The organism is Cupriavidus laharis, assembly GCF_914271435.1.
Lineage (GTDB): Bacteria > Pseudomonadota > Gammaproteobacteria > Burkholderiales > Burkholderiaceae > Cupriavidus > Cupriavidus laharis.
The window spans coordinates 202,178-214,156 of record NZ_CAJZAI010000003.1; the positions used below are offsets into that span (position 1 = coordinate 202,178).

At 67.4% G+C, this 11,979-nt stretch carries 9 protein-coding genes; 5 read left to right on the plus strand and 4 right to left on the minus strand.

What is annotated here, in order from left to right; genetic code table 11:
- Positions 1–25: 25 nt before the first annotated feature.
- Complete coding sequence (locus LDO29_RS08170) at positions 26–808, minus strand: GntR family transcriptional regulator (RefSeq protein ID WP_224079290.1); 783 nt, start codon at positions 806–808, stop codon at positions 26–28.
- A gap of 97 nt (positions 809–905) precedes the next feature.
- Between LDO29_RS08170 and LDO29_RS08175 the strand changes: the two genes are divergently transcribed.
- The 5 genes from LDO29_RS08175 to LDO29_RS08195 all read left to right on the plus strand — a co-directional run bounded on the left by LDO29_RS08175 (position 906) and on the right by LDO29_RS08195 (position 8,247).
- Entirely contained in the window at positions 906–1,760 is an 855-nt protein-coding gene (locus LDO29_RS08175) for an amidohydrolase family protein (RefSeq protein WP_224079291.1), read from the plus strand.
- A gap of 221 nt (positions 1,761–1,981) precedes the next feature.
- Positions 1,982–2,416 (plus strand): cobalt-zinc-cadmium resistance protein, encoded by a 435-nt coding sequence (locus LDO29_RS08180; protein ID WP_224079292.1) that lies wholly within the window; start codon positions 1,982–1,984, stop codon positions 2,414–2,416.
- 187 nt (positions 2,417–2,603) lie between these two features.
- The gene (locus LDO29_RS08185; RefSeq protein WP_224079293.1) at positions 2,604–3,962 is read left to right on the plus strand and encodes a TolC family protein; all 1,359 of its coding nucleotides are present in this window, start codon (positions 2,604–2,606) and stop codon (positions 3,960–3,962) included.
- A gap of 2 nt (positions 3,963–3,964) precedes the next feature.
- On the plus strand, positions 3,965–5,125 hold the full coding sequence (locus LDO29_RS08190; RefSeq protein WP_224079294.1) for an efflux RND transporter periplasmic adaptor subunit: 1,161 nt from the start codon (positions 3,965–3,967) through the stop codon (positions 5,123–5,125).
- A 5-nt stretch (positions 5,126–5,130) separates the two neighbouring features.
- Positions 5,131–8,247: an efflux RND transporter permease subunit gene (locus LDO29_RS08195; protein ID WP_224079295.1), complete on the plus strand. Its 3,117-nt coding sequence runs from the start codon at positions 5,131–5,133 to the stop codon at positions 8,245–8,247.
- An 88-nt stretch (positions 8,248–8,335) separates the two neighbouring features.
- Here LDO29_RS08195 and LDO29_RS08200 read toward each other — a convergent pair whose 3' ends face one another.
- The 3 genes from LDO29_RS08200 to LDO29_RS08210 all read right to left on the minus strand — a co-directional run bounded on the left by LDO29_RS08200 (position 8,336) and on the right by LDO29_RS08210 (position 11,941).
- Positions 8,336–8,518: a hypothetical protein gene (locus LDO29_RS08200; protein WP_224079296.1), complete on the minus strand. Its 183-nt coding sequence runs from the start codon at positions 8,516–8,518 to the stop codon at positions 8,336–8,338.
- Between the two features lie 174 nt (positions 8,519–8,692).
- Positions 8,693–11,467, minus strand: coding sequence for an autotransporter family protein (locus LDO29_RS08205; protein ID WP_224079297.1), 2,775 nt, complete (start codon positions 11,465–11,467; stop codon positions 8,693–8,695).
- Between the two features lie 120 nt (positions 11,468–11,587).
- Entirely contained in the window at positions 11,588–11,941 is a 354-nt protein-coding gene (locus LDO29_RS08210) for a hypothetical protein (RefSeq protein ID WP_224079298.1), read from the minus strand.
- Positions 11,942–11,979: the final 38 nt, after the last annotated feature.

An 11,979-nucleotide genomic window follows, 5' to 3' on the forward strand; every position in this document is an offset into this window, starting at 1 on the left:
TCGTTCTTCGTTCTTTGTTCAAGGGTCACCGGATATCCGCCTGGTAGCGGAAGGCGTAGGCATCGCCCCTTGTCAGCCGGTACTCCGCGCAGTGGCCCTGCAGGTCATAGGCGCGCCGTGTCACCAGCGCGCACGGATGGCCGTCCGGCAGGTCCAGCAGGCTTGCCTCGTCGGCATCCAGCGTGCGGAAAGTCACTTCGTCCACGGCACGATGGATGGTGATGCCGCATTGCGAAGCCAGCAGTGGATAGAGCAGGTCGCCCCATTCGGCCCTGGGCAGGCGCTGCAATGGCTCGCAGCGCGGCAGTGGCAGCCAGATCGATTCGATCAGGCGCGGCTTGTCGTCGAGCCAGCGGCGCCGCGAAATCGCCAGGCCGCGTGCGCCGGCATCGAGCCCGAACAGCGCGGCCATGCTCTTGTCCAGCCGCGCAGCCCGGCACGACAGGATCTCGGAACGCGGGATCGCCAGGCCTGGCTCGATGCCAGTGGCGAAGCTGCCCGGCGCCGCCGTGTCGGCCCGGAAGCGGAAGAACCGCATCATGCTGGCGCCGGTGAGCCCGTTGCGCACGAAAGTGCCTTTGCCTTGCACCCGCTCCAGCAGTCCTTCCTGCACCAGCACGGCAATGGCCTGGCGGATGGTGCCCAGCGCAATGCCGAATTCGGCGGCAAGCGTGCTTTCCGCTGGAATCGCCGAGCCCGGCTGCCATTCGCCGTCCACGATCTTGCGCTGCAGCTGTGCCGCAATCCGGCCATAGCGGCTGACGCCAGGGGCGGTTGCAGCGCTGCGCAGCGGGTCGTTGTCTTGCATCTGCCGTCCGTGTTAGATTGATGTCCTATAGAGGACTAGAGTAGCTGCGAGACGCCTGGCACCATATCAGGGCTTACCCGCATGCAAGAAAAGGCTGATGATGACGCGCAACGCAATGCCGCTGGTGGATTGCCACTTTCACCTGTTCGATGCCGCGGCCGGCATGCCGGCCGCGCGCTACCGGCCCGCGTACGCGGCACGCATCGAGGACTGGCAGCGCCTGCTGGCGCCGCTGGGGAGCCTCCTTTATGGCGTCGTTGTCCAGACCAGTTTTCTGGGCACGGACAATGCGGCGCTGCTCGCAGCGCTGCGTGCCAGCGCCGGCCGGTTGCGCGGCGTGGCGGTGGTGGATCCGTCCGTGACGGACGATGCGCTGGCCGCCATGCAGGCGGCGGGCGTGCGGGGCATCCGGCTCAATCTCTTTGGTGACCCGGGCTGGGCTCGCATCGGCACGGCGCCATGGCGCGCGCTGTTCGCGCGGGTTGCCGCACTGGGCTGGCATGTGGAGCTGCATACCGGTAACGGGCAGGGCGGTACGTTGCTGGCCGCGCTCGACGCCGCGCTCGGCCATTGCCCCGCGCCGGTCGTGCTGGACCACTTCGGCAGGCCTGGCGCTGAGGGCTCCCGTGATGCCGTCTTCGAGGTAGCCGCGCGGACCCTGCTGCGCCGGCAGGTATGGGTGAAGCTCAGCGCGCCGTACCGGCTGCCACCGGGGACGGACTGGCGGTCGCTTGCCGGCGCGTGGAGCCGGCTCGTGGGGCAGGACCGGCTGCTGCTTGGCAGTGACTGGCCCTGGACCAATCATGAATCCGCTGCCCGCGCCGATGAGTGCGCGGCGTTGTTCGGATGGCCGTGCGAGCCAGGTGCCGGCGGCGATGCGCCGCGCGACCGCGGGTTTGCCGAGTCGCTGCGCTGGCGGAACGCGGCGGCGCTCTACAGGTTCGACTTGTAGGGCGGGACATCCATGGATGTCGCATGCCACCTTTGCTGCATACCCGTTGCCTCCATGTCTCCTATATGCTGCCCCACAGAGCTGTCCTTCCACCGGCTCCAAAGGGAACGAACCTGCCCATTCCCGGTCAATCGTAATCGTTAAGTTACAATGCTGTACCGCAGCACGGCCGGCATTCCTTCGCGGAGTGCGGTATCAGGCCTGCTGAACGCCCCCGACCCATGCGATTCCTGTTCCTGCTGCTGACTGCCATGTGCCTGTCGCTGCTCTCCTTTGGAGCGGCGGCGCATGCGCACGCGGGTTTGCAGGAGGGCGCTGCGGCGGTCGCTGTCCAGCCGGCAGCCGTGCCGGACAAAGTGACCGAGGTGGCGGCGCTGCCTGCCGTCGACGACATCGGGCGGATCATCGTCCCGGGCGATGACGGCTTGCATGACGAAGACGCTCTCGACGATCCGCCACCCGGCTACTGCAATATCTGGTCGGCGGACCTGCTCGATCCGCTGGACCTGCTGGACGAAATCGAAGAGTCCAGTGCCTTGTTCGACCTGCCAACCGTGAAGTTGCTGCTGCCTACGGACGACTTCTGGCAGCCTCCCTCCGGGCGCACCGCGCCGCCCGCCACGGCTTTCTTCAAGCCGCCGATTTCCCTCGCCTGATTTCCTTCGCGCCTGGCGCGCGGCATTGCCGCGTCCGGGGTGCGTCCCATTGCCTGGCCAGACCTCCCGGCGCGCGTACGCGGTAGCCGGCTGAGTCCGTTACGGTCTTTCGCCTGTTGCGCGTCGCGTGCAAGAGGGCGGGGTCGCGGCGTGGCGCAGGCAGCCGTATTGCTTGCTTTCCCGACTCATGACACACACCAAGCTGACCCTGATCGCGTCGCTTTCGCTGGCGGCGTTCGCCGTCATGCCGGCGCAGGCCAGCGACGACGTGCGCCCGCCGGCCGCCGTCGTCCTCGCTGCCGGCAACGTCGCGCCCGCGCCTTCCGCCGCTCCCGCCGGCCCGTCCTACGGTCTGCAGGACCTGCTGGCGATGGCGCAATCCACCAACAAGGGTGTCGAGGCCGCGCAGGCCAATGTCGACGCCGCCAATGCCGCCATCAGCAGCGCGCAGGCCTATCCGAACCCGCAGGTCGAGGTGATGGTCGGCCGCCTGCAGGGCAAGCAGCCCGGCGTCACCAGTGGCAACGCGCCAACCTACGCCATCACCCAGAAGCTGGACTATCCGCACCAGCGCAGCCTGCGCGAAGACATGGCCACACGGGGGCTCGAAGCCTCCCAGGCCATGCGCCAGGGCTTCCGCGCCGAGCTTGCCGCGCGCGTGAAGACCGCCTACTTCGAAGTGCTGCGCCGTGAGAGCGAGCTCCAGGCCGCTTCCGAAGACCTGGCGATGACGCGCCAGATCCATTCCCGCGCGCGCCTGCGCGTGGAAGTGGGCGAGGCTCCGCGCTATGAACTGATCAAGGCCGAGACCGAGCTGCTGGCGGCGCAGAAGAGCCAGCAGACCGCCGAACTGCGCGTGAACCAGGCCAAGGCCGCGCTGCGCCAGCAGGTCGGCGGTGCGATGCCGGCGCAGTTCGCACTGGACGGCAGCCTGGGCCAGGCGCCCGAGGTGCCGCCGCTGCCGCAGTTGCGCGGCACGATGGCCGCGAGCAACGCCGAACTGATTCAGCGCCGCATGGAGCTGGAGCGCGCCCGCCTGGGCGTGGACTACCAGCGTTCGCTGCGCTGGCCGGAAGTCGCCGTGCGTGCGAGCACGGACCGCCAGCCGGACAACAACGTCTCGCAGATCGGCCTGGTGCTGACCATTCCGCTGTGGGACCGCCGCAGCGGCCCGGTGGGCGAGGCCACCGCCCAGGCTACCCAGGCGCGCAGCGCGCTGGAAGCGCGTGAATTCGAGCTCGCCCAAGAGCTGGAAACCGCCTACCGCCAGTACGAGATTACGCAGTCGCAGGTGACCGCGCTGGAGTCCGGCATCGTGCGCGAAGCCGAGTCCGCGCTGAACGTGGCCGAGTCCGCTTACCGCTTCGGCGAGCGCGGCATCCTGGACTACCTGGATGCGCAGCGCGTGCTGCGCGGCGCGCGCAATGAACTGATCGCCGCCCAGTTCGACCTGCAGGTCGCCGCCATCCAGATCGAAAAGCTCATGTCGACGGCACCGGGCACCACGCCCGCGGGCCTGCCGTCTTCCACCATCCAGAACCCATAATCATGCGTCCCAATTTCCTGCTTTCGCTGACGGCCGCCGCCGTCATGGCATTTGCCCTGGCGGGCTGCTCGAAGGAGCCGGCCCAGGCCACCGAAGCGCCCAAGCTGCCGCCCGGCGTGGTCAAGCCCGAGCCCAACCTGATGCAGGCCCTGAAGGTTGCGCCACTGACCACGTCGCCGTTCAGCGAGATGCTGCGCGTGGCCGGGCGCATCGATTTCGACGAGCAACGCGTGTCCCGCGTTGGCGCCAGCGTCACCGGGCGCGTGACCGATCTGTATGCGAGCCTGGGCCAGGAGGTCAAAGCCGGCCAGGTGCTGGCCCGCCTGCACAGCACGGAGCTGGGCGCGGCGCAGATGGCCTTCCTGAAGAGCGAGGCGCAGCATGAACTGCAGGCCCGCAATGCCGAGCGCGCCAAGCAGCTTTACGCCGCCGACGTGATCGGCCGCGGCGAACTGCAGCGCCGCGAAAGCGAACTGGCCATTGCTTCCGCCGAGATGCGCGCCTATCGCGACCAGCTGCGTGTGCTGGGCATGTCGCCGGCCACTATTGCGGAGCTGGCCAGGAGCGGCAGCATCAACTCGCATTCGCCCGTGCACTCGAGCATCAGCGGCACCGTGGTCGAACGCAATGTGGCACAGGGCCAGGTTGTGCAGCCGGCGGACGCGCTCTACACCGTGGCCGACCTGTCGCGCGTGTGGGTCGTGGCCGAGGTGCCCGAGCAGCAAGCCGCGCAGGTGGCGGAAGGGCAGAGCGTGGAGATCGAAGTGCCGTCGCTGGCCAACGGCAAGGGCAGCCAGACCATCACCGGCAAGCTGATCTATGTGGGGCGCACGGTGAACCCGCAGTCGCGCACGGTGCTGGTCCGCACCGAGCTGGAGAACCGCGAGGGACGTCTGAAGCCGGCCATGCTGGCGAGCATGCTGATTGCCAGCAAGCCTGTCGACCAGCTCGTGGTGCCGGCGTCCGCGGTGGTGCGCGAAGGCAATGACGAACTCGTCTACGTGGAAATGCCCGGTGGCCAGTTCCGCCAGACCCGCGTCAAGCTGGGCGCCGAGAGCGACGGCATGCGCGTGGTGCTCAACGGCGTCAAGGCTGGCGATCGCGTCGTGGTGGATGGCGCCTTCCATCTCGACAACGAGCGCAAGCGCCTCGAACAGGGTTGAGCGACATGATGAAATCCCTGGTTGAAGCTGCGATCAAGCAGCGGCTGGTGGTGTGCGTGCTGGCCGTCGTGCTGTTTTTCTTCGGCCTGCGCGCGGCCACCAAGCTGTCGGTCGACGCGTTCCCGGACGTGACCAACGTGCAGGTGCAGATCGCCACCGAAGCCACCGGCCGATCGCCGGAAGAGGTCGAGCGCTTTGTCACCGTGCCGGTGGAAATGGCCATGACCGGCCTGCCCGGACTGGAAGAAATGCGTTCGCTGAACAAGGCGGGCCTGTCGCTGATCACGCTCGTGTTCACCGATGCGACGGACGTCTACTTCGCGCGCCAGCTCGTGATGGAGCGCCTGATCGAGGTGTCCGGACGCATGCCGGAAGGCGTGACGCCGGTGCTGGGCCCGGTCTCGACCGGCCTCGGCGAGGTCTACCAGTACACACTGGATCGCCCCGACGACGGCAACCGTGAACTGACGCAGGAAGAACTGGCCGAGCGCCGCATCGCGCAGGACTGGGTCGTGCGCCCGCTGCTGCGTTCGATCCCCGGCGTCGCCGAGATCAACTCGCAGGGCGGCTACGTGCGCCAGTACCAGGCGCTGGTCAACCCTGAGCGCATGCGCCACTACGGTGTTTCGATCCAGCAGGTCTACCAGGCGCTCGCGCGCAACAACGCCAACTCGGGCGGCGGCGTGCTGCCGCACTACGCCGAGCAGTACCTGATCCGCGGCATTGGCCTGGCCAGGGGCGTGGACGACCTGGGCAGCATCGTGCTCAAGGAAGTGGCCGGCACGCCGGTCTACTTGCGCGATGTGGCCACCGTCACCATCGGCCACGAGGTGCGCCAGGGCGCGCTCGTGAAGAACGGCCAGACCGAGGCGGTCGGCGGCATCGTCATGATGATGCGTGGCGGCAACGCCAAGGAAGTCGTCAGCCGCGTCAAGGAACGCGTGGCCGAGATCAACGCCAAGGGCATGCTGCCCGGCAAGCTGCAGATCGTGCCGTACTACGACCGCAGCGAACTGGTCGATGCCGCGCTGTGGACGGTGACCAAGGTGCTGCTCGAAGGCGTGGTGCTGGTCGTGATCGTACTGTTCCTGTTCCTGGGCGACGTGCGCTCGTCGGTCATCGTGCTGGCCACGCTGGTGTTGACGCCGTTGCTGACCTTCATCGTCATGAACAGGATGGGCCTGTCGGCCAACCTGATGTCGCTGGGGGGGCTGGCAATTGCCATTGGCCTGATGGTGGACGGCTCCGTGGTGGTGGTCGAGAACGCGTTCGAGCGGTTGGGCCACAAGGAGCCGGGGCTCACCAAGACCGAGATCCTGGTGAAGGCCGTGCAGGAGGTGGCTACGCCGGTGATCGTCGGCGTGGGCATCATCATCCTGGTGTTCCTGCCGCTGATGACGCTGTCAGGCATGGAAGGCAAGATGTTCGCGCCGCTGGCGTTCACCATCTCGATCGCGCTGGCGATCTCGCTATTCCTGTCGCTGACGCTGTCGCCGGTGCTGAGCTCGTACCTGCTCAGGGGTGGTGCCGAGCATGACACGAAGATCATCGCGTTCATGAAGCGCCACTACCTGCGCCTGCTGCATTGGGCACTGGGCAACAGCCGCAAGACGGTGATTGCCGCGGTGGGGGCCTTCGTGCTGACGCTTGCCATCGTGCCGCTGCTGGGCACCTCGTTCATCCCGGAGATGAAGGAAGGCTCGATCGTGCCGGCCATCGACCGCGTGCCAAACATCTCGCTCGAGGAGTCGATCAAGCTGGAGAAGGAGGCCAACAAGCTGGTGCTGGGCGTACCGGGCGTGAAGTCGGTGGTGTCCGGCGTGGGCCGCGGCGAAAGCCCGGCGGATCCGCAGGGCCAGAACGAATCGACGCCGATCGCGAGCCTGAAGGACCGCGGCGAGTGGCCGGACGGCTGGACCCAGGACGATATCGCCAATGCCATCCGCGAGAAGCTCAAGGCCATCCCCGGCGTGCAGATCGTGATGGCGCAGCCGATTTCCGACCGCGTCGACGAGATGGTCAGCGGCGTGCGTTCGGACGTGGCGGTGAAGGTGTTCGGCGACGACCTCGACAAGCTGCGCGAGCTCGCGGGCGAAATCGCGCGCGTCGCGGGCGGCATCCAGGGCTCGCAGGATATCCGCATCGAGCGCGTGTCGGGGCAGCAGTACCTGTCGATCGAGATCGATCGCCAGGCAATTGCGCGCTACGGGCTGAACGTGTCGGACATCCATGATGTCATCGAGATCGCGATCGGCGGCAAGCGCGCCACCGACATCTTCGAGGGCGAGCGCCGCTTTGCCGCCGCCGTGCGCCTGCCGGAGGAATTCCGCGACAACGTCCAGGCCATCCGCCAGCTGTTGGTGTCCACGCCGGACGGCATGCAGGTGCCGCTGCAGAGCGTGGCGAAGATCGAGGTCAACGACGGGCCTGCACAGATCAGCCGCGAAATGGCCAAGCGCCGCGTCGTGGTGATGATCAACGTGAAGGACCGCGACCTCGGCGGCTTCGTCGCCGAACTGCAGCAGGCCGCGGGCGCCAAGGTCAGGCTGCCGGAAGGCTACTACCTCGAGTGGGGCGGCCAGTTCCAGAACATGGAACGCGCCATGGGGCACCTGAAGATCATCGTGCCCGTGACCATCGCCGCGATCTTCTTCCTGCTGTTCCTGCTGTTCAATTCGCTGCGCTTCGCCACGCTGATCATCACGGTACTGCCGTTCGCATCGATCGGCGGCATCATCGGGCTGTTCGTCACCGGCGAATACCTGTCGGTGCCGGCGTCGGTAGGCTTTATCGCGCTGTGGGGCATGGCCGTGCTCAATGGCGTGGTGCTGGTGTCGTACATCCGCACGTTGCGCGATTCGGGCCTGTCACTGAACGAAGCCGTGGTGCAGGGCGCAACCCAGCGTTTCCGCCCGGTGATGATGACGGCCACCATCGCCATGCTCGGCCTGGTGCCGTTCCTGTTCTCGAGCGGTCCGGGCTCGGAGGTGCAGCGCCCGCTGGCGGTGGTGGTGATCGGCGGGCTGATCACGTCGACGCTGCTCACGCTGGTGATGGTGCCGACGCTGTACCGCTGGTTTGATGACCGCAAGGTGGATCCGACCAGGGATGTGCCGGTCTGATGCGGTAATCTTGTTGGCCTGATGGGAAAGAGGGGCTTCGCACGGTACGCGAAGCGCCTTTTTTGTTTGACCCGCCCGCCGGTGCGGGTTACGAGACCGAAATTACCTTGATGTCTTCCCACTGCGGATGCAGCAGCCGCAACGCGGCAAGGATGGCCTTGGGGTCGTCCGCGTGGCGCTCGGACAGCGCGACAGCTTCTGTGGCGGTAATGACCGGCTTGCGGCCCTTCTGGCGGTATTCGATCTGGACGCTCTTGGTAACAAATGACATGGCTGGCTTTCCGGGAGATTGTTGCCTGCCGCAGGGGATGAAGGTCAGGCAGGAACAATAACGGCAGGACGGCACAAGACTTTTCATTCGGGCAAATATGGAGTTTGTTTCAGATCATTACCCCAAGGTGCCGATTCAGGGCCGTTCCGTTGCGAACGCCGGGGGCGTGTGCGACTACCAGGACCAGCGCACGCCCACGTTGCCGAACCATGCGCTGCGCGGCACGCTGTCCAGGCTGGTCAGGTAGCCGACGGTGCCATAGACGCTGCCGCGCGGGCCGGCCTTGCCGGCGAGTCCGGCCTCGAAACGCGCGGCGGTATAAGCCTGGCTGGTGGGAATGGCGGTGGTCGCCGCAAAAACAGTCTGGTCGGTCGCGCCGAAGGCATGCAGCACGTCCATGCGCAACCACGGTTGCCAGCGTACCCCATGTTCCTCCAGTACCTTCTGCAGCCGTACGCCGGCACGCGCCAGCGTGCTGTCGGCAGTGTGGAAGGACACCGTGCTGACCTGGTCCTGCAAGTCATTGACGGACAGGTGCTGCCATGCGAGCTGCAATTGCGGCTCCAGCGTCACCGTGGGCGATAGGTGCAGCGGCACGCCAGCCTCGGCCGACAGCGCCAGCGCGGTGCCGTGCGTCGTGGCGCCCGTTCCGGTGTAGGTGCGCGGATCGACGGTCAGCGTACTGACTTGCGCCACCGTATCGGTGTACCAGTTGCCCGGCCCGATATGGCTCCAGTATGCGCCCACGCTATATGCGGTGATATCGAGCTTGCCAGCCGCGTACCCCGGAAAGCCGAGCGCGAACCCGGCGATGTCACCTGCCGCGCGTGCATAGCCAACATAGGCGCCAAAATGGTCCCGATGGTCATTCGGACCGTTCCCGCCCATGGCGTACAGGTCCTGGCCGACCTGCAGTCCCGCCAGGGTGCCGCTGAAATCAGGGTGAACCTCACCACCCTGCGACTGGTGGCCATGGCTGCCCCACGCGCGCGCCCAGGCGGCACCAAGGGCGCCGCGTTCCGCGAGGAGTCCCTGCTCGCCCTGGCGCTCGTGGAACGTGGCAATCTGGTCGGTGGCCAGCTGGCGAGCCACGCCGGCAATGGCGGCATAGACGGGCACCGCCGGCCGGTAGAGCGGCACCGGCGGGGCGTCCGCAGCAGGGGCCGGCGGCAGGGCCGGACTGCCCGCCGCCGCTTGCGGCGACAGTTCGGACTGGGGCGAGGCAGGCGTGGGCGACAGCGCTCGAGCGGGAGCCAGGCTCGAACGCAGAAACCAGCTTTCGTTCGTGCCCCGGCTGACGCCGCCACGGTACAGCACATAGACGTATGCGCCGGCCTGGATCTGGCCACCCGCGAGCCGGAACGCCAAAGGCGCCGACGTGCCGCCGTCCGTCACCAGCACCAGGGGGATGCCATCCGCAAGGGTCAAGCCGCCGCTGCCGCCGGCATTGGCCAGCCCGATCGTGGTGCTCCCGCCGACCGCGCCGTGCGCCACGCCGAGCTGGTCCGACGGCGAATTGTCCGTGCCCAGCACGCTGCGCAGCAGCAGTTGCCCGCCGTTGCCGGTGTAGTGGCCGACGATGTGCAAGCGGCTCACGGCCGGCGTGGCACCGGTGGTCAGGTCGATAATGCCGGCATTGCTGACGGCGACCAGTTGCCCCGCGGCCGCCGCGAGGATGGCGGCGCTGCCGCCGGGACCGATCTGCAGAGTGCTGGTACTGTCGATCTCGGCGGTGCCGGCCGTTGGCGCCGTGACGGCAAGCGGTTGCCGCAGCGCCAGGGCGGCAGGGGCCTGGAGCGCGGGATTGCCCAGCACCAGGTCGCTATCGAGCACGAGCGTGCTGTGGTTGGTCAGGTTCACCGTCTCAAAACCGACCAGGCGGCCCACGCCGGAAAGCCGGCTCCGTTCGAGCGTCAGGCTGTCCGCGCCGCTGCCGCCATCGAGGCGGGTCAGGCCCGCGAGGTTGGCATCCGCAAGCCCGCTGAGCGTGGCGGTATCGTCGCCGTCGCCAAGCGCGATGGTGCCGTTCACCTGTCCGCCTGTGATGCCAACGGTGTCTTGGCCCGGACCCATGTCCACGTCGCCGACCTGCCCGCCGGACATCTCGAACCGGTCGTTGCCCTCGCGCAGCACGATCGCGCCGCTGATGGTGCCGCCCAGCATGTGGACGGCGTCATCGCCGACGTCGAGATCAATTGCCCGGAAGCCGCCCGAAATCATGCCGCGGTTGGTGATGTCGACCGTCGCCCCCGTCGCGCCGATGGCGTTGCCGCCCAGCGATTCGATGGTGCCGGTGTTGTCGATCGAGCTGGGGTTGTTGTTGATGATGACGCTGGTGGCGTTCGAGCGGATCAGCCCGGCGTTATTCAGGGTAAGGCCCTCGTTGGCGAAGATCGCGTTGGATTGTTCACTCAGGATGCGCCCGCCGGCCGCATTGCCGACGATCAGCGCCGTGCCGCCCTGAAGTCCGATGCTGTCTGCGCCGCTTGCGTGGATCGTCCCGCTGTTTTGCACGGTAGCCGGTGCGTTGTCATTGGCGTCCATGAACACCGCAGGTGCGTCCATGCCGGTGCTGAGGACCGCCCCTGAATTCCTGAGCGTATTGCCGCTGCCCTGGGCCAGCACGGCCGGTGCATGGCCGCCGGTGGCGCGGACGGTGCCGCCGTTCTCCACCAGGCTCTGCTCCCGGATGACCACGGCACTACCGCCCGCGACTGCGAGTTCGGCCCCAGGCTCGATGACCACCGTGACATTGCCGCTGCCGGGCTGGCTGACGATGGCACTGGTGGCCGGATTTGGGGCTTTCGGCGTACAGGTTGCGGTCTGCCCGCTGGCTGGCGCGGTGAGGTCGCAGGCGGCCAGCGCCACGGTCGGGCGGAACCAGAGCGCCATCGCGAGTATGGCGGCAGGCAGTGCAGGCGAGGGCGTGCGGATTGTTCTGTGGGGCATGGCGTCCCGGGCGGCCCGGCGCACGTTGGCGCGCTTGTCACAGGAACAATAGATGCCGCTGCCGCGATGGCAAGGACCATCTTCGCGGCGCGAGATGCCCTGATCCGCCTGCGATTGCCGTCAGCGACGCTTCAGTTCGCCCAGGTAATAGTTGATCTCGGCCAGCAGCGTGGTGTGGAAGGTCTCGGGCAATTGCCGGTCGTCGGTGAGGCACAGCAGATCATCGACACGCTTGCGGAAGGCGCTTTCCACGCTGTCGCGGCGATCCGCCGGCATGCCGGCGCACAGCGCGGCCAGGAACTCGCGCAGCACCAGCAGGCGCGCGCCGTACTGCACCATGGCGTCGCCCTGGGTCTTGAGGCTGCGCGAAAGCTGATCGGGAACGGCGCCCGGTGCGGTTGCCTCCCGGGTCGGCACCGCGGCGTTTTCCGTGCAAGCCTGCGGTTTGCCGGTCAGCATGGATTTCCTGAACATGGCGGGCCTCCGTGAGAGCTACTGGCGCCTGGCGCGCC

Bases quoted from the DNA above. Each gene is read 5' to 3' on its own strand.
- LDO29_RS08170 (WP_224079290.1), bottom strand. From the start codon at position 808: ATGCAAGACAACGACCCGCTGCGCAGCGCTGCAACCGCCCCTGGCGTC.
- LDO29_RS08175 (WP_224079291.1), top strand. From the start codon at position 906: ATGATGACGCGCAACGCAATGCCGCTGGTGGATTGCCACTTTCACCTG.
- LDO29_RS08180 (WP_224079292.1), top strand. From the start codon at position 1,982: ATGCGATTCCTGTTCCTGCTGCTGACTGCCATGTGCCTGTCGCTGCTC.
- LDO29_RS08185 (WP_224079293.1), top strand. From the start codon at position 2,604: ATGACACACACCAAGCTGACCCTGATCGCGTCGCTTTCGCTGGCGGCG.
- LDO29_RS08190 (WP_224079294.1), top strand. From the start codon at position 3,965: ATGCGTCCCAATTTCCTGCTTTCGCTGACGGCCGCCGCCGTCATGGCA.
- LDO29_RS08195 (WP_224079295.1), top strand. From the start codon at position 5,131: ATGATGAAATCCCTGGTTGAAGCTGCGATCAAGCAGCGGCTGGTGGTG.
- LDO29_RS08200 (WP_224079296.1), bottom strand. From the start codon at position 8,518: ATGTCATTTGTTACCAAGAGCGTCCAGATCGAATACCGCCAGAAGGGC.
- LDO29_RS08205 (WP_224079297.1), bottom strand. From the start codon at position 11,467: ATGCCCCACAGAACAATCCGCACGCCCTCGCCTGCACTGCCTGCCGCC.
- LDO29_RS08210 (WP_224079298.1), bottom strand. From the start codon at position 11,941: ATGTTCAGGAAATCCATGCTGACCGGCAAACCGCAGGCTTGCACGGAA.